This is a genomic window from Martelella sp. NC20, from assembly GCF_013459645.1.
Taxonomy (GTDB): Bacteria; Pseudomonadota; Alphaproteobacteria; order Rhizobiales; family Rhizobiaceae; genus Martelella.
The window spans coordinates 555,533-571,869 of record NZ_CP054861.1 but is presented as its reverse complement, the minus strand read 5'-3'; the positions used below and the strand labels follow the sequence as shown (position 1 = coordinate 571,869).

Below are 16,337 nucleotides of genomic sequence, written 5' to 3'. Positions count from 1 at the left end.
GGGACCGCGTTCAAATGTCACAGCCCGGCAACAAACAAGGCGGCGTTCAAGGCGGGAGGGCGCTCGCCGCTCTCCTCGATCTGGAGCGGCTGGAGGAGAACCTCTATCGCGGTCAAAGCCCCGCGACCACATGGCAGCGCGTGTTTGGCGGGCAGGTGGTCGCCCAGTCACTGGTTGCAACCCAGAGAACAGCGCCGGAGGGCCATCTGGTCCATTCGCTTCATGGCTATTTCATGCGTCCCGGCGATACCGAGGTGCCGATCATCTTCCAGGTGGAGCGGCTGCGCGACGGACGGAGTTTTTCGACCCGCAGCGTGCGCGCGATCCAGCACGGCCAGCCGATTTTCATCATGACCGCCTCGTTTCAGGTGGAGGAGGACGGCTTCCAGCACCAGGATAGCATGCCGGATGTTCCGCCGCCCGAAGAACTGGCATCGAGCGATATCATGAATGATGCCGAAAACGCGCCCGCCCCGGTCCGCAATTACTGGATGCGCGAGCGGCCGATCGAGATCCGCCCCGTGGATCTGGAAAATTTTCTCTGGCGCAAGAAGCCGGGCGGCCAGCAGAATATCTGGATCCGGGCCAACGGCCAGTCGCCCCACGGGCGCGATTACCAGACCGCCTTTCTGGCCTATATGTCGGATATGACCCTGCTCGACGCGACGCTTTATCCGCATCAAAGCTCTGTTTTTTCCGATCGGGTGCAGGGGGCAAGCCTCGACCACGCGGTCTGGTTCCACCGGCCGTTCGATATCGACGACTGGCTGCTTTATGCGCAGGAAAGCCCTTCGGCGAACGGCGGCCGGGGTTTTGCCTATGGCCGCATCTTCACGCGTGACGGCACGCTGGTTGCCTCCGTCGCGCAGGAAGGCCTGATCCGCATTCGCGATCACGCGCGACCGTTCTACATCAAGACGTAACCCTGCGGGTCCCGGCGGTGGGGATGGATATGCCTATATTGCGCGCATGGTGGGCCTTCCGATCGACGGTCCGCAACGGCGCGGCTGATTTCCATACCGGCATTTGCACATAAAAAAGGCAATTGCCGAAATTAGCGCACGGAATCGCCACAACTTTGCGGCGGGCGCCATCCAGTCTGCGTTCCCCCAGAAATGTCACAGTTATATCAATGAGTTGTGATGCCAGTTCGAAACTGGCACGGACTTTGTATGTCTGCGATAAGCCGCCGACGAATTTTGATTTGAAAGCGGTAAGGAGAACCGGCTTTTCGAAGCTGAGGGTAACAAAGGATGGGAAACCAGATGAAAATTGTGATGGCCATCATAAAGCCGTTCAAGCTGGATGAGGTGCGTGAGGCCCTCACCGCCGTCGGCATTCAGGGCCTGACCGTGACCGAAGTGAAAGGTTACGGCCGGCAGAAGGGGCACACCGAGATCTATCGCGGCACCGAATATGCCGTCAGCTTCCTTCCCAAGCTGAAGATCGAAGTCGCGGTCGCCGCCGACGTGGTCGAAAAGGCTGTCGAGGCGATCGCCTCCTCCGCCAAGACCGGACAGATCGGCGACGGCAAGATCTTTGTCTATTCCATCGAGCAGGCCGTGCGCATCCGCACCGGCGAAACCGATTCCGAAGCGCTGTAAATCAGCAGGGGGTAATCAGTCTATGTCTTCCAAACTCAAACTTTTTGCGGGCGTCACTGCGATTGCAGCAGTCTCTCTCGCCTTCCCCGCTCTGGCGCAGGAGGCAACGGTCGAAGTCGAAGAAGTTGCCGGCATGTCGGCTGCGGCGACCGAGGTGTTCAACACGTTGCTGTTCCTCATCATGGGCTTCCTGGTCATGTGGATGGCCGCGGGCTTCGCCATGCTGGAAATGGGCCTGGTGCGCAAGAAAAACGCATCGATGCAGGGCCTGAAGAACGTTGCCATCTATGCGATCGGCGGCCTGATGTTCTGGTTCACCGGCTACAATCTGATGTATACCGGCGTTGACGGCGGCTTCATGGGCTCGTTCGGCCCCTATGTCTTCCCGGGCCCTGGCATGGATGACGGCTCCGCCGGCTATTCGGTCGCATCCGACTGGTTCTTCCAGATGGTGTTCTGCGCGACCACCGCCTCGATCGTGTCCGGTACGGTTGCCGAGCGCATCAAGCTCTGGCCGTTCCTGCTCTTCACCGTGATCCTGACCGGTATTCTCTATCCGATCACCGGTTCCTGGCAGTGGGGCGGCGGCTGGCTTTCCGAAATGGGCTTCTCCGATTTCGCCGGTTCGACGCTGGTTCACTCGGTCGGCGGCTGGGCGGCTCTCGCCGGCGCGCTCGTCCTTGGCGCCCGCAATGGCAAATACGGCGCCGACGGTTCGGTTCATCCGATGCCCGGTTCCAACATTCCGCTCGCCGTTCTCGGTACCTTCATCCTCTGGCTCGGCTGGTTCGGCTTCAACGGCGGTTCGCAGCTTGCTCTGGGATCGATCGCCGATGCCGGTGACGTGTCCAAGATCTTCGTCAACACCAACATGGCCGCCGTCGCAGGTGCGCTTGTCGTGCTCGTGCTGCTGCAGATCATCTACAAGAAGGTCGACGTCACCATGGTTCTGAACGGTGCGCTGGCCGGTCTGGTGTCGATCACCGCTGAACCGCTGACGCCTTCCGTTCCGGCGGCCTTGTTCATCGGCGGTATCGGCGGCGTGCTGATCATCGTGTTTGTCCCGCTGCTTGACAAGCTGAAGATCGACGACGTGGTCGGCGCGATCCCCGTCCACCTGATCTGCGGTATCTGGGGCACGTTCATCGTGGCGCTGACCAATGACGGCACCAGCTTCGTCACCCAGATCATCGGCATCGTCGCCATTGGCGCCTTCACCTTCATTGTGTCGCTGGTGGTCTGGTTCATCCTCAAGGCAATCATGGGCATCCGTGTTTCGCCGGAGGAAGAAGAAATCGGCCTCGACAAGTCCGAGGTCGGCGTCGAAGCCTATCCGGAATTCATGTAATTCCATCCGGGTGCGCCGTACGGCGGATCCGGATGATTTCAAGACACATCGCAGAACCCCGCCGGTCCGCCCGGCGGGGTTCTGTATTCCGGAGTATCTCGCGGCGGGCTGAATCGCCGGATGTCCACAGAGATGCGCCAAAGCTGACGGATAGAGTGAACCTGCTTCAGTGAAAGGCGCATTCCTTCCGCGCCTGCCCGTACGCAACGCCGGTATCCACTGTTGCCGGATGCGCTCCGGCGCAGCCTGAATCGTAAAAATGGCATCAAAAAATTAAGCGAGTTCAGCTGGCGGAGCTTGTGCTGGCTTGCAGTTGTGACAGTCATGAAGCCGAAATATATGATAGCGTCATCACAATAGGGGCCGAAATTCCGCACAGGAATTTCCCAAGCCGAGCGGATGTTTCTCGACCTGACGCTCGGCTCGAGCGGGAATTTTTCCGACGCAGGAGTCGTTGAGCGCTGGCGTATCTGTTGCAACCGATGATAATATCTCGGTTATATCGTGGATGAGTGATTGTTTTTATGGCGCGCGCCGGTTACCTGAAATACCAAAAAAAGTCTGGAGAAGAGGCAGGACCGGTTCCTGCCGGTATTGGAAACACCGCAAGATTTGGACTGAACGTGAAAAATCTCAGACTCTTCAACTGTTCCTGCCATCACCCCTTGCGGTTTGGAAGGAAGACCTGCTCGTATTGCTTCAGACCCACGCCGTTCTACAACCGCGTTCCGTTCTGGATCGCGCTGCTGCTCATTGGACTTGTATTGTCATCACAACTGTTGGGGTTCACGTTCAACGGTGCATTGAATGCGATGGAGTCCGGCCCGTAGAGACCTTCAGCTCGAATCATCTGACCGCAGATGTTCGGGCGACCGTGTTAAAGGCACCATAAAAGCACATTTCCGCTCGTTATGTTCTTGTTTTTATTGCTTTCGAGCATGACTGCACTTTTTGCAGGTATCATCAAATTCACCGGATGAAAGCATCGGATTCGCCAAATTCGTCCCATTCCCGCTTTCGGGGCAAGCAATCATTGACGATGCCGATCGCGTGCGGCGCCTTTCTGCTCCGAAATTGAAGAAGCACTTTCATCCAGATTGTCGACGAGCCGCCCCAATTCGCCTCGTTCGTAGAGTTACGCTCCCATCCAGGCACTGCTGTCCGGCTTAAATTTGTAGACAAGGCGCATGACATTGATTCTACTTGTTTTCAGACGTTTCGCGGCGTTCTGGACACGAGCAGAAGGTCAATGCCATGCATCATCAAAATAGCGTTTTCCATCAGATACAAAAGCATGGGAGCTTCCGAAAATGCCGTGCGCATCCAGATATGCGTGGCGCTCATCGCCTATCTCGTTCTGCGTGCCGCACAAGCCTGCCAGAACGTCATCAGTCAGCCGCTCGCATTCACCCGCCTCATCCGCATCAATCTCATGCATAGAAGACCAATCGATGCGCTGAGAAAGCAAAGGCAGCCACCACCAATCAAAACGCCGCAACTGTCTCTCTTCAACAAAGAAAGTTAAACTGGACAGTAGTGGATTGAGGCCCTGGTTCAAGCGTCTTGAATGCCAGCGATTTGATACCATGCTTGCATGGCTGTTGTTCTCAATTCGCGATGATGGGTGGATGGAATGTCGTGGCGGGAAATGTGAAAGAGGTTGGCTGTCAATCGGATCGTGGATGGAAACGTACCGTTGAAGGTGCCTCGCTGGCTTGAAGCGCCTCATAATCTTTTCACGCCGTCGGACAGCCTGCTGAGAATTCTCGGCCCGATTGTTCAAGCCCTTATAAGAGCGATGTTCGACGCCGGGCATGATATCGCGCTTCACCGCGCGATAGGAGCGAAGCTTGTCGGGATAATCACACGAGGCGAACGGGCAGCCAGCATATCCTCGACCATACGCAGTTCGCCCTGAACAACTCGGAAGCTTTTGAATTTTCAGGGTCTGAGGATGGTGGCGAAGTATTTGTTTATGCGATTTTGGCTTCTGCGCTGCGGATGGCAGCGAGAATAAAGGCACCCAAAAGGCGATAGAATGAGGCGCAGATTGTGGGCGGCGGCCACAAGCATGGCGCTGATGGCATAGCCATCATGTCCAGACAAGAAGTTTCTGTCGAGGCGACCGTCGGTTTTCATGTGACCGATGGTGGCCTCGATGGCGGATCGCCGCCTGAGCTCGCGCCGGATGGTGGGGGTGAGGCCGCGCCGGTTTCCGGCAATGAAGACGGTGGCCGGGCCTTTGTAATCATGACCGCGATAGCCCTTGTCGACATAGATGCGCTCTGGCTCGTCACTGTCCTCGCCGCTGCGATAGGCCCACATATACGATGCGCTGGTGGCTTCTCTGTCCTTTTCCTTCAGCACCTGGACCGTCGTCTCGTCGCCATGGATGAGGGGCTGAGATCTGAGCTGCAGCTTCAGCGCGTCATAGATGCGGGACAGATGCTTTTCGCTCGAGCCGATCACCCAGTGCCCCAGAGCGCCATGGCTGACGGGAACGCCGGCGCGCTCGAATGTCTGCGCCAGGCGGTAGAGCGGCGTGCCGTCGACATATTTGTGAACAAGGGCGAAGGCCAGCGTCGAGGCCGTGGCGATACTGCCCGGCAAGGGCTGCGCCGGCATCGGCGCGGTCACGACGGGCGTGTTGATCCCGGTGTGGTCGCGATGGCGGCAGATCCCACGGGGAGTGGATCGTGGCCCGCACTCTAGCAGAGTGGGCCATCGCAACTCGCTCTTTGGAGGCCCTTCATGAATTCTTCGACCACCGATCGACTCGAGCTACACGCTGCTGTCCGCGTGGATCTTGGCGCAATCTTCGTCTCGCTGGAGCTGTCCAGATCGACCTGGCTCATCACCTCGATTGTACCGGGTAGCGAAAAGATGTCGCGTCACACGGTCGCTGGCGGTGGCAGCGCCGGGCTGCTCGCCTGCCTCACCGGGCTGCGCAGCAAGGTCGAGGCGCGCACGGGCAGGCTTTATCCGTTGGTGGTGATCCAGGAGGCGGGGTTGTCCGGCTTCTGGATCGACCGGGTGCTGAACCGCGAGAACTGGATCGACCGGGTGCTGAACCGCGAGAACTGGATCGAAAGTCACATCGTGGATGCGGCATCGATCGCGGTGTCGCGCCGCCACCGGCGCGCCAAGACAGACCGGCTCGATGGCGAGGCGCTGATCCGCGCCCTGATGGCCTTCAAGCGGGGGGAGCCGCGGGTCTGCTCGATGGTCCGGGGGCCGACGCCCGAGAATGAGGATCGCCGCCGGATCAACCGCGAGCGCAAGGTGCTGGTCGCCGAACGGGTTGAGCACGTCAACCGCATCAAGGGCCTGCTTTTCAGCCAAGGCATCCGCGACTACGACCCTTCACGCCGCGACCGGCGCGATCGCCTGGGAGAACTGCGGACCGGCGATGGCCGCGCGCTTCCCGCCCATATGAGAGCCCAGATCGGACGCGAGTTCGACCGTCTCGAGTTGCCGCTCGGCCAGATCAAGGTGGTGGAAGCCGCGCACGATGCGCTGCTCGCCGCGACGGCGGTGGACGCCTCAATGCCGGCGGCGATGTTGCTCAAGCTGCTGGTGGCGCTCTGGAAATACGCGACCGCCGGCGTCATCATCGAGGGGGCGCTCATGAAAACCGCATGACCATTTCCACCACCCTTTCCCTCCATTCCGCAAAGGCCTGATCAGCTTTTCGGATCCAGGCGGGCGGACCGAAAATATGTGTGTCCAGATGCGTAAGGTTGACGGCCGGGAAACCCTTTCTCAGCCTATCGAGCCTATGGCTCTTGACCGCGCGGCCTGAATGGAGCCAACTTCACGTGCCCGTAGCTCGCCGCCAGGGAATTTCCACCACATTCGAGACACGATCCCCGGGCCGGTATCAGAAGATATCTAACCTTTTACAACAGCCGATGTCCGCATTCATTGCTTGACCGGAAAATAATGGATCAGGTCTACCCCAATGCGCTGCCCGGAATATCAACTGCAGCATAGTTGAGGCCAGTGATCACCGAGGCACAATCTGCATCTATTCAAACAAATAGAGCCAATTAAAATTTCTTTTTTTCAATTAGGCTGTTATATTATTCAATATGTTCACCGATGAGGGGATTTCTTGATGTGGGTGTCTGCTAGCGGTCCGAATCCAACATTTGGTTCCCATCGCCGCAACCTCATCAGCAAATGTTGGAATCACAGGAACCATTAGCAAGCGTATGGTTTCTAGTGGAGTTTTAGAATTTGACATTTGATGAACGAGGTCGCTGAAACGGAACTCAAATGTCAAATTAATTCCACTAGATTTGATGGTGGCTTAAATGCCGTGATGAATGACGTAGCTGCACTGTTTGAGTATTTTACAAAGAAACAAGCTGACGAGGCAAAAATTGTAGTTAGTGAAGCTTCAGGGACTCGGATTGTTGTTGTTTTTTACAGAATGTAATATGGGCGCCACCTGGGGTTGGTGATAGGCGGTGCTGCGGCACATCGTGTGTAAATTTTCACCGCCTCTTACTTAGGCGACTTTATCGAAGACAAAATGGGCAGGAGGTTGGGGCGTTGAAAAGCATTCACACTCTGTATCGAGTTGTATTTTTTGTCATAGCGCTGTCTTTGAGCTTGGTTTCTCGACCCGGAGTTGCCCAGGTTAGACTCTTTGGTGAAGAAGTAGATGTGGTATCGAGGGCCGAGCGGGCGGGGCTGGGAGCTGCAGATTTCTTTCTTGCAACAAATGGTGCCCTCTTACACCAACTTCAGCCATCCCATTTTTTCGATCCATCCGTTGAAGGAAAAATTGCCTTTGCCAATCAGCTGATTGCGAAAATTGCGCCGGGCTTTTCATATGATAGTTTCGGTGTTGCCAAGCTTGTTTATGCAGAGACTGAGATCACGCTGACTTTTACCGAGCTTCCGCCAAGCTATGTCATAGTTTTCGTCGATGCCCAAGTGCCCTTGACGGCTGGTGAGATTGCAGATGCCTTAGCCACCTCAGATTTCGAGCAGAGTTTTGAGCATTATGAGCCGAACTTCTTGGCCAGCTTTGATGATTTTCAGTACCAGGAAGAATACTCAGTCCAGCAATGGGCATTCTCGAACATCGGAGATGGAAGGCCACATCTGGGCGCTGTCTTTGATGTCGATTCAGATATTGTTGATGCCAAAGCTCTGGCGCGTCGGTTTCATACAGAGCAAGTCGTCGTGGCTGTGTTGGACAGCGGACTCAGACCCAGCCTAAAAGCATTTAGGGATCGGCTGTGGACCAATCCAAAGGAAATTCCCAGCAACGGTATCGATGATGATCGGAACGGCTACGTTGATGACGTCAATGGCTTCGATTTCTTCGCCAATACAGGTGAACTGCGGGACAGGAGTGGGACCAGTGGAGGCCACGGCACTTCCGTTTCTGCAATCATTGCCGCGAATTCACTTGGCTCTTCCAACGGCTACGTCGGTGTCGCCGATAACGCACGAATTTTGACCGGCGTCGTAGCTACAGGCATAGGAAACTCATTTGATATAGCATCTCTGATTGAAGGGATTCACTATGCTAAAGAGCAGGGTGTTCAGGTGATGAATCTATCGTTGTCGACCTCTGGGTACTCTCGTGGATTGGATGATGCGGTCTACAGCTTCATAAACACTGGTGGAATTGTTGTTGCCGCTGCCGGGAACTCGAGCGTTGATGTTGTGAAGGAAAATATCTACCCCTGTAAGTGGTTAGAGGTTCTGTGTGTTGCGTCTACTAATTTTAAAGACGAGCTCTCGTCTTTTTCGAACTACCAGACCTCTCAGCTCCTCAACCTTCCAACGGTTCAAATTGCCGCGCCCGGCGAAGGTGTACGCTCAATTAATGCTTATGGCAGAGTATCCTTTGTGGACGGCACCTCTTTTGCCGCGCCGATGGTGACCGGAACAGTTGCTTTGTTAAAGGGAATTCGCCCCTCCGAAAACAGTGATCAGATATGGAGGCGTGTACTTTTGGGGGCTGAACCCGTTCGAGAATTATACGGGAAAGTTGGGTCGTCAAATGGGAAATATTGGGCCGGGGCTCGATTGAATGTTTATCACTCGCTGCTTCTTCAAAAGTCACTTTTCGGTGCGACCCAATATTGCGATGGACGTGACGACCAAGGCTACCTGCGTCGAAACAATTGGCCATATGCAAATTCTGGAGACCTCGGAGTTGACGGGAACAGCGTAGCGACAGCCTATCGTATTTGCACCAAGCGGCAACTGCTGAGCATAAGAGAGCAAGACGCCGAAAAACATTTTGCTCTCATGGAGAGTATTGATTGGAACGAACGAACCCATCTTGGCAACGAGATGATTGGACAGTATTGGAATAATCCCAATTTCAACGGCACGTTTTACGGTCTCGGGCACACAATATTTGGCTTAAAAATAGATGTTAAATGGTCTTGGGGACTCTTCAAGGCGCTTGGCCGAAATTCCTCCGTGTCCCACCTTTTCGTTAGAGGTGCCGATATCAAATCAGGATCGGATGCGGGTGCTATCGCTGTTAAATCAAATGGGTTGTTGAATTTCGTCGAAGTAGAGGGCGTAATCCAAGGGAATGGCACCGTTGGTGGCCTGGTTGGATTTCAGGATGGGGGAACGATAAGACATTCCTACTACGAGGGTGGAATTCACAATTCCTCTGGGAGTACCGGAGGCCTGGCTGGAGTAATGAAAAACAACGCTAAGATCACAAATTCCTCCGCCCGGGTTTTAATAACTGGCGGTAATTCTGGTGGGTTTGTTGGTTCTATGAAGTCAGGAGCCTTGATTGAGAAAAGCTATACCAATGTCCAGATTTCAGGTGATAAGAGCGGGGGCATGGCTGGCCTCCTTGAATGCGGCGCAACGATTTCGAACTCCTTATCAGAGGGTATTGTCTCGGGTACGGAAACCGCAGGGATTGCCTATCGCCAAAGCAACGCCAATTTGTTTAATGTACTTTCCATGGTTGGTGAATTTGATCGGAATGGTCGTTCTGGTGCCGTATACGATACAGTTGAAAACCTAGAGGTTCATATAATAGATCATCCTTGGTACTATGTGTGTACTGGCACTCAAACGCCGGCGCCCGCCTCTTTTGTCGTAGAGTGCCTCTACCAAGATGATAGCCTGAAGCCAACACGGGACAACTGCAATCCAATGATGATGAGGCAACTGAAAAATGCTGGGAGCTATCGGAGCTGGAACTTGACCTCTATTTGGTTCAAAGGGCCGCAGAATCCAGCTATATTGCGTAACATCCCACGGTCTCGGGCCTATTTTCATCCAAGTCAATAGCTTTGGTTGTGAGCTACCTCAGTGATTCCTACATTCGACTTGAGCTTCTGCGGGTTTGAGACCAATAGTTTGGTCGCTGCGCGTCGACTGACCGGAATCAATGTCTTTAAATCTTCCCGCCTACACCCTTAAATTTCTCAACGAAGGCCGAAGCTTTTTGAAAGACGCTCTGCTTCTTCGCCCTGTGTTTTGGGTTAAGCGGACTCATTATCGGCAGAACAGAATTGAGTTCATCGCCGTTCTCGCTCGCGAATTCACGCTTCAGAGATGCCGCTATATAGCGCCTCGCAGCAGTTGAATGTTGATTGCCACTGAGAACTGACCCGGCATTTCCACCGAGAAGTGACCCGCCTCTTAGGTATGTTTCGGGTCTGCTGTCGTGGTCAAGTTTCTCTTTTTCTCCTTCGTCGTTTTGGTGTCGTGGGCAGAGCTATTCTTGAAGCGGAAGCTATCGTTTCCGGTTTCAAGGATGTGGCAATGCTGGACGCCTCTAAATACCTACCGTTTTCCTTCGTTTCATGATTCGCTTCGTGCCGGTGATTTTTCGGAGAATGACGATGCGTGAACAGCCTGGTTTCTTTGATGTTGATGAGCGTTACGCGCGACTGAGCGCAGTCGGCGATCCTCTGGAAAAACTCAACAGCATTAATTCCGTGGCTGGTTTTCGAGAAGCCGCTGACCAAAGCCTTGAAGCGTTCGGACGGATCGAAAGGCGGTCGTCCGCCTTATCCGGCGATCATGATGTTCAAGATCCTGGTGCTGCAGGCGCTTTACCATTTGTCCGATGACTAGGCCGAGTTCGTCATTCAGGCCCGACTTTCCTTCATGCGGTTTCTCGGCCTGTCGCTTTCTGAGAAAGTCCCGGACGCCAAGACGATCTGGTTGTTTCGCGAAAGCTTGGTGCGGGCCGGCGCCATCGACAACCTGTTTGCCCGTTTCGACAGGCATCTCTCGAAATCCGGTTATCTGGCCAGGGGCGGCCAGATTGTCGATGCGACGATCATTCAGGCACTGAGACAGCGCAATACCCAGGACGAAAAGGACGCGATCAAGCGCGGGGAGATCCCCGAACTTGCTCGCGCAGCGCTTTGTCGCCCCAGCGCCGAACCGCATCTGGCTGGCGGATATCACCTATATCGCCACTGGAGAGGGCTGGCTCTATCTGGCGGCGGTGCTTGATCTGGCGACGCGGAAGATCGTCGGTTGGGCGATGCGCGACCATATGCGTACCGAGTTGCCGCTGGCAGCATTGATGATGGCCGCGCAGCGGCAAAGACCAGCATCCGGCTTGATCCACCATTCGGACAGGGGATCGCAATACGCGGCCGGGGCCTATGTCGAGCATCTGGCCTCAATCGGCGCAACGCCGTCGATGAGCCGGACCGGCAACTGCTACGATAATGCCCCGATGGAAAGCTTCTTCCACACTTTGAAGGTCGAACTGGTCTATCAATGCCGCTGGACGACGCACGCCGAGGCGCGCCAGGCGCTGTTCGGATACATCGAAGGATACTACAATCGGCACCGCATGCACTCGGCCCTCGGGTATCTCACCCCCGAACAGGCCGAACAAAGCATGACGGGCTAACCCAAAGTGTCCGCGCAATCGGGGGATGATCAATCAGCGCAGGCCGCTTTCCGATCGCTCACAGGACGCTCATCGCAACGGTAACAGAGCTGGCTACCAAAGTCCGATTGCGGCGTCTGGTTGTCAACCATCAAAAGAGCGGCTTCGAAGTTCCTATATCGCAAGTGGCGCACGCTTTTAATCACGCCTAGGCCAAGCGGCGCGTTAGGAGAGGCAGACCGCTGCTTTCGGGAAATTTTCGGATTTTTCCGGCCGCGATGTCACATCCGGCTGGACCATCTCGTCAACGCGGTGTCAGATAACAATGGAGTTTACCATGACATCCCGTATGACCGACCATATGAAACGCGCCAAGGGTGGCTTCGAGCCGCTGTTTGCAGCCGAAGCCGCTATCAAGAGCAGCACGCTTGAGCCGCTTCTTATTCATCTCGTCAAGCTGCGGGCGAGCCAGATCAATGGCTGTGCCTTCTGCATCCAGATGCATGTCGCCGAGGCACTGACGGATGGCGAGACGCCGCTTCGCCTGCACATGCTGCCGGCCTGGCGCGAAAGCCCGCTTTATTCCGAACGCGAGCGTGCGGCTCTCGCCTGGACCGAAGCGCTGACTAGACTGTCCGAAACCGGTGCGCCGGATGCGGACTGGGCGAAAGTCGAGGTGGCCTTTGATGTTGACGAGCGGGCCTGGCTGACGCTGGCGATCGGCGCCATCAACCTGTGGAACCGGGTTCAGGCCGGGTTGAGGGTGCCGCACGGCATCAGGCTTCCCGAGGCGCGGGTCAATGCAGCCTGAGGCCACGGAAATCTTTGAAGCGCAGCGGCCCCGACTGCTGCGCCTCGCCTACCGGATGCTTGGCAGCAATGCCGAGGCCGAGGACATGGTGCAGGAAGCCTTCCTGCGCTGGCACAGGGCGGAAGGCATCGACAATCCCGCCGCCTGGCTCACCCGCACGGTATCGCGCCTTTGTCTGGACCAGATGAAATCGGCCCGGTCCCGACGCGAGACCTATCCCGGCACATGGCTGCCGGATCCGCTGATCGAGGCCGAAGACGACGCACTTCGCCCCGACAACCTGACGCTTTCGCTGATGATGGCGCTGGAACGCTTGTCACCCCTGGAGCGTGCCGCTTTCCTGCTCCACGACGTCTTCGGCCAGCCGCTGGACGAGGTGGCGGCGACCATCAATCGCTCTCCTGCCGCAACCCGGCAGCTTGCAAGCCGCGCGCGTGCCCATGTGCAGGCCGACCGGCCACGCTACGAGATTCCGCGCGACGCCGGCGCCGAGCTTGCCCGCGCCTTCTTCGAGGCGTGCAAATCGGGTGACGCGTCCGTACTTGGAGCGATGCTGGCAGAGGGCGCGATGCTGCATTCCGATGGCGGCGGCAAGGTTCTAGCCTATCCCAATGTCATCAGGGGCGCCGACAATCTCATCCGGCTGCTGCTCGGCCTGCAGCGCAAGTTCGGCGACCAGATGACGTTTCTGGAGGCAACCATGATCGACGGCCTGCCGGGTTTTGTCAGCCGCCTCGACGGCAACTTGCAGACGACGGCGATCGAGATCACCGACGGGCGCATCACCGCGCTCTACATCACCCGCAATCCCGACAAGCTGTCGGGGGTTGTGAAGCACTAGCAAATGCAACGCAATGCCTAAGACCGGCGCCCTTTCGGGCGAACGATCCCGCATGCCTGGAGACATCACCATGAAGTCTGTCCTTCTTCTGAATGCCAGCCCGTTTGGCGCAAACGCGCGCGGCTATCAGCTCGCCCTGCAGGCCATTTCAAACCTGCAGGCGGCCATCCCGGCATCGATGTCATCGAGCGGGATCTTGCGCCCGCGGACTTCGGTCGCGTCACCCCGGACTATGCCCGGGCGATCATCAGCCGGGCCGGGCATGACAGTCCGGCATTTTTCCAGTCCGAACGACTGATTCGTGAGCTTGAGCAGACTGATGCGCTGATCATCTCGACGCCGATGCATAACTATACGGTTCCGGCCAATCTGAAACTGTGGATCGACCTCGTGCTGAGGGCGGGAAGGAGTTTCGGTTTTCGCAACGGCCGCAAGGTCGGGCTGCTGGGCGATCGTCCGACGGTGGTGATTGCCGCTTCGGGCGGAACTGTCACCAGCAAGGCGACCCAGCCGGATCATCTGACCGGCTATCTCGCCGATGTGCTGGGAACAATCGGCATCACGAATCTGCGGTCATTCACGTCCAGGGCCTTGCCGAGGACGGCAATGCCGCGCACGCCCTGTCGCTGGGGCAGCGCGCGCTTGACGCCGATCCGCGTTTCGGCCGCGGGTTGAATGCCGATGTCAGCGTCGGCTGACGATGGTGCCTCTGCAGGATCAGGCGAACGCTCTGGCAGGCAAGTGTTGAAATGACGGGCTGCGACATCTGACGCAGCCCGCCGTTTACTCTTGGCTCACTCAGGCCTTTGCGAAGGCGAGGAGCTCGGGGTTGATGACGTCCGGGTTGGTTGCGAACAGGCCGTGCGGCAGCCCCGGATAGGTCTTCAGCGTACCGTTTCGCAGAAGGTCGATGGACCTCAGTGCCGAGTCGGCAATCGGAACGACCTGGTCGTCTTCGCCATGCAGCACCAGAACCGGCACGGTGATCGCCTTCAGATCCTCGGTGAAATCGGTCTCTGAGAAGGCGGCAATGCAATCATACTGCGGCTTGGCGCCACCGGCCATGCCCTGCCGCCACCAGTTGTCGATCAGCCCCTGGCTGATTTCGGCGCCCTCGCGGTTGAAGCCGTAGAACGGGCCGGTCGGGACATCGATGTAGAACTGGGCGCGGTTTGCGGCGAGCGCGGAACGGAAGCCGTCGAACACCTCGATCGGAAGGCCTTCGGGGTTCCTTTCCGAGCGCACCATCACAGGGGGAACGGCAGCGATCAGCACAGCCTTGGCAACGCGGCCCTTTTCGGCGCGGGCGACATAGCGGGCAACTTCGCCGCCGCCGGTGGAGTGGCCGATATGGATCGCGTTCTTCAGGTCGAGCGCGCTGGCGAGTTCGGCGACATCGGCGGCATAGGTATCCATGTCGTTGCCCGTGTCCGTCTGGTCCGATCGGCCGTGGCCGCGCCGGTCATGGGCAATGACGCGGTAGCCATTGGCGAGGAAGAACAGCATCTGGTTGTCCCAGTCGTCGCCCGAAAGCGGCCAGCCGTGGTGGAAGACAACCGGCCGGGCGTCCTTCGGTCCCCAGTCCTTGTAGAAGATATTGGTGCCGTCTTGGGTGGTAATCGTAGACATTCTGAATTCTCCTTGTGTTTGAGCGAATGTGAGGCGGGGCAGAGCCGAAAGGGCAGCGACAGTTGTCGCCGTCTTCAGCACCGCGCGCCGGGTAATTTCGGTGTGCATCGCTTGTCCTCTTGATTTCGACATGGACAAGATAGGTCGGCGGACGCATAACGGGACGTGGCGAAACGGACACTTATCGAGGCAAAACAGACAATGAACAAGAAAGCTGAGCAGGTCGCCGAAATCGGGCTGCTGATCTATCCCGGTTGCCAGCTTGCGGCGATCTATGGCCTGACCGATCTGTTCCGCATCGCGGCCGAATGGACCGGCGAAAACGCGCGCTTCATACGGGTGTCGCACTGGGAGGCGACGGCAGATGATGTCGCCTGCATCTGGGACAGCCATCCCGGTTCGCCGCATCGCCTGAGCCATGCGATCGCGCCGCCGAGCATCATCATGCCGGACCGCATGGCGCCAGCGCCGGCGGCTGCCGCGTGGCTTAGGAACCAACACACCCAAGGCACAGTGCTCTGCTCCGTCTGCGCCGGCGCCTTCGTGCTGGCCGAAACCGGCCTGATCGACGGGCGGCGCGCCACGACGCACTGGGCGTTTGCCGAGCAGCTGGCGAAACGCTTTCCCGCCGTCCGGCTGGCCGAGGAGCATATGGTGCTGGATGAAGGGGATATCGTGACGGCGGGCGGTATACTGGCCTGGGCCGATCTGGGGCTGACGTTGGTGGAGCGTCTGCTCGGGCCGGCGACGATGCTTTCGACCGCGCGCTTCCTCCTCATCGATCCGCCACGCACCAGCCAGCGACCTTTTGCCCAGTTCATTCCGCGTTTCGATCATGGTGACGAAGCCGTTCGCAAGGCGCAGTACTTCATTCACGCCCACGCGCATGAGCCGATCAGCATGGCCGATCTGCATGACATTGCCGGCATGACCGAACGCACGCTGCTGCGCCGCTTCAAGGCTGCGATCCATCACCGCCCGAATGAATATCTGCAGCTTGTGCGCATCGCCAAGGCACGCGAACTCCTGGAGCGCACGCTGCTGCCGGTCGACCGGATTGCTTGGAATGTCGGCTACTCAGACCCGGCGGCGTTCAGGAAGACGTTCCAGAAATTGGTCGGCATCCGCCCGGCGGAGTATCGCGCGCGTTTTGGAACCACCTCGGTCCATCATGATGAGGAAGACTGAGGACGCTTCCGGGCGGCGTTTCGCCGCCCGACTTTTTACTTATCAGTGCGGCTCTG

The 16,337-nt window shown here is 57.3% G+C and carries 12 protein-coding genes and 7 pseudogenes; 13 read left to right on the top strand and 6 right to left on the bottom strand.

The genetic code is table 11. The features are described 5' to 3' along the window. The first annotated feature begins 14 nt into the window (after positions 1-14). The 4 genes from tesB (at position 15) to HQ843_RS02765 (ending at position 3,782) form a co-directional block, all read left to right on the top strand. Entirely contained in the window at positions 15-923 is a 909-nt protein-coding gene (gene tesB, locus HQ843_RS02780; protein ID WP_180899930.1) for an acyl-CoA thioesterase II, read from the top strand. 330 nt (positions 924-1,253) lie between these two features. After that, a complete protein-coding gene (locus tag HQ843_RS02775; protein WP_018064835.1) occupies positions 1,254-1,604 on the top strand; it encodes a P-II family nitrogen regulator in 351 nt (116 codons plus the stop codon). 22 nt (positions 1,605-1,626) lie between these two features. After that, the gene (gene amt / locus HQ843_RS02770) at positions 1,627-2,952 is read left to right on the top strand and encodes an ammonium transporter (RefSeq protein WP_180899931.1); all 1,326 of its coding nucleotides are present in this window, start codon (positions 1,627-1,629) and stop codon (positions 2,950-2,952) included. A 524-nt stretch (positions 2,953-3,476) separates the two neighbouring features. Further along, positions 3,477-3,782, top strand: a complete 306-nt coding sequence (locus HQ843_RS02765) for a hypothetical protein (RefSeq protein WP_180903392.1) — start codon at positions 3,477-3,479, stop codon at positions 3,780-3,782. A gap of 416 nt (positions 3,783-4,198) precedes the next feature. On the opposite strand, the gene HQ843_RS30175 is transcribed toward HQ843_RS02765, so the two are convergent. The 3 genes and pseudogenes from HQ843_RS30175 to HQ843_RS29280 all read right to left on the bottom strand — a co-directional run. Then, the gene (locus HQ843_RS30175) at positions 4,199-4,450 is read right to left on the bottom strand and encodes a hypothetical protein (protein WP_180899933.1); all 252 of its coding nucleotides are present in this window, start codon (positions 4,448-4,450) and stop codon (positions 4,199-4,201) included. A gap of 56 nt (positions 4,451-4,506) precedes the next feature. Continuing rightward, a pseudogene (locus HQ843_RS30170) lies at positions 4,507-4,807 on the bottom strand (DDE-type integrase/transposase/recombinase); the annotation flags it as partial. A gap of 176 nt (positions 4,808-4,983) precedes the next feature. Beyond that, a pseudogene (locus HQ843_RS29280) lies at positions 4,984-5,628 on the bottom strand (IS66 family transposase); the annotation flags it as partial. A 75-nt stretch (positions 5,629-5,703) separates the two neighbouring features. Between HQ843_RS29280 and HQ843_RS02740 the strand changes: the two are divergent. The 3 genes and pseudogenes from HQ843_RS02740 to HQ843_RS02735 all read left to right on the top strand — a co-directional run. Continuing rightward, positions 5,704-6,525: pseudogene (locus tag HQ843_RS02740) on the top strand (IS110 family transposase); the annotation flags it as partial. Positions 6,526-7,201: 676 nt separating this feature from the next. Beyond that, positions 7,202-7,393 carry a hypothetical protein gene (locus tag HQ843_RS29180; protein ID WP_210280282.1) on the top strand — a complete coding sequence of 64 codons (192 nt, stop codon included), beginning with the start codon at positions 7,202-7,204 and terminating at the stop codon, positions 7,391-7,393. A 116-nt stretch (positions 7,394-7,509) separates the two neighbouring features. Next, positions 7,510-10,245 (top strand): S8 family serine peptidase, encoded by a 2,736-nt coding sequence (locus HQ843_RS02735; RefSeq protein WP_180899935.1) that lies wholly within the window; start codon positions 7,510-7,512, stop codon positions 10,243-10,245. A gap of 106 nt (positions 10,246-10,351) precedes the next feature. On the opposite strand, the pseudogene HQ843_RS02730 reads toward HQ843_RS02735, so the two are convergent. After that, a pseudogene (locus HQ843_RS02730) lies at positions 10,352-10,531 on the bottom strand (type I restriction endonuclease subunit R, EcoR124 family); the annotation flags it as partial. A 68-nt stretch (positions 10,532-10,599) separates the two neighbouring features. Beyond that, positions 10,600-10,737, bottom strand: a pseudogene (locus tag HQ843_RS29925) (ATP-binding protein); the annotation flags it as partial. A gap of 65 nt (positions 10,738-10,802) precedes the next feature. Between HQ843_RS29925 and HQ843_RS02725 the strand changes: the two are divergent. The 5 genes and pseudogenes from HQ843_RS02725 to HQ843_RS02705 all read left to right on the top strand — a co-directional run. Next, a pseudogene (locus HQ843_RS02725) lies at positions 10,803-11,316 on the top strand (transposase); the annotation flags it as partial. Further along, positions 11,309-11,833, top strand: a pseudogene (locus HQ843_RS02720) (IS3 family transposase); the annotation flags it as partial. The pseudogenes HQ843_RS02725 and HQ843_RS02720, both read left to right, overlap by 8 nt. Before the next feature lie 316 nt (positions 11,834-12,149). Then, on the top strand, positions 12,150-12,623 hold the full coding sequence (locus HQ843_RS02715; RefSeq protein WP_180899936.1) for a carboxymuconolactone decarboxylase family protein: 474 nt from the start codon (positions 12,150-12,152) through the stop codon (positions 12,621-12,623). Continuing rightward, positions 12,613-13,464: a sigma-70 family RNA polymerase sigma factor gene (locus HQ843_RS02710; protein ID WP_180899937.1), complete on the top strand. Its 852-nt coding sequence runs from the start codon at positions 12,613-12,615 to the stop codon at positions 13,462-13,464. Before HQ843_RS02715 ends, HQ843_RS02710 begins: the two co-directional genes overlap by 11 nt. Positions 13,465-13,509: 45 nt before the next feature. After that, a complete protein-coding gene (locus tag HQ843_RS02705) occupies positions 13,510-14,139 on the top strand; it encodes an FMN-dependent NADH-azoreductase (protein ID WP_180901983.1) in 630 nt (209 codons plus the stop codon). Between the two features lie 123 nt (positions 14,140-14,262). Here HQ843_RS02705 and HQ843_RS02700 read toward each other — a convergent pair whose 3' ends face one another. Next, positions 14,263-15,093 carry an alpha/beta fold hydrolase gene (locus tag HQ843_RS02700; RefSeq protein ID WP_180899938.1) on the bottom strand — a complete coding sequence of 277 codons (831 nt, stop codon included), beginning with the start codon at positions 15,091-15,093 and terminating at the stop codon, positions 14,263-14,265. A gap of 201 nt (positions 15,094-15,294) precedes the next feature. Here HQ843_RS02700 and HQ843_RS02695 point away from each other — a divergent pair, with 201 nt between their 5' ends. Continuing rightward, the gene (locus HQ843_RS02695; protein ID WP_180899939.1) at positions 15,295-16,281 is read left to right on the top strand and encodes a GlxA family transcriptional regulator; all 987 of its coding nucleotides are present in this window, start codon (positions 15,295-15,297) and stop codon (positions 16,279-16,281) included. The last annotated feature ends 56 nt before the right edge of the window (positions 16,282-16,337 follow it).

Coding starts and splice junctions, on each gene's coding strand:
- HQ843_RS02710 (WP_180899937.1), top strand. CDS start 12,613: ATGCAGCCTGAGGCCACGGAAATCTTTGAAGCGCAGCGGCCCCGACTG.
- HQ843_RS02765 (WP_180903392.1), top strand. CDS start 3,477: ATGGCGCGCGCCGGTTACCTGAAATACCAAAAAAAGTCTGGAGAAGAG.
- HQ843_RS02695 (WP_180899939.1), top strand. CDS start 15,295: ATGAACAAGAAAGCTGAGCAGGTCGCCGAAATCGGGCTGCTGATCTAT.
- HQ843_RS29180 (WP_210280282.1), top strand. CDS start 7,202: ATGAACGAGGTCGCTGAAACGGAACTCAAATGTCAAATTAATTCCACT.
- HQ843_RS02715 (WP_180899936.1), top strand. CDS start 12,150: ATGACATCCCGTATGACCGACCATATGAAACGCGCCAAGGGTGGCTTC.
- HQ843_RS02775 (WP_018064835.1), top strand. CDS start 1,254: ATGGGAAACCAGATGAAAATTGTGATGGCCATCATAAAGCCGTTCAAG.
- HQ843_RS02700 (WP_180899938.1), bottom strand. CDS start 15,093: ATGTCTACGATTACCACCCAAGACGGCACCAATATCTTCTACAAGGAC.
- tesB (WP_180899930.1), top strand. CDS start 15: ATGTCACAGCCCGGCAACAAACAAGGCGGCGTTCAAGGCGGGAGGGCG.
- amt (WP_180899931.1), top strand. CDS start 1,627: ATGTCTTCCAAACTCAAACTTTTTGCGGGCGTCACTGCGATTGCAGCA.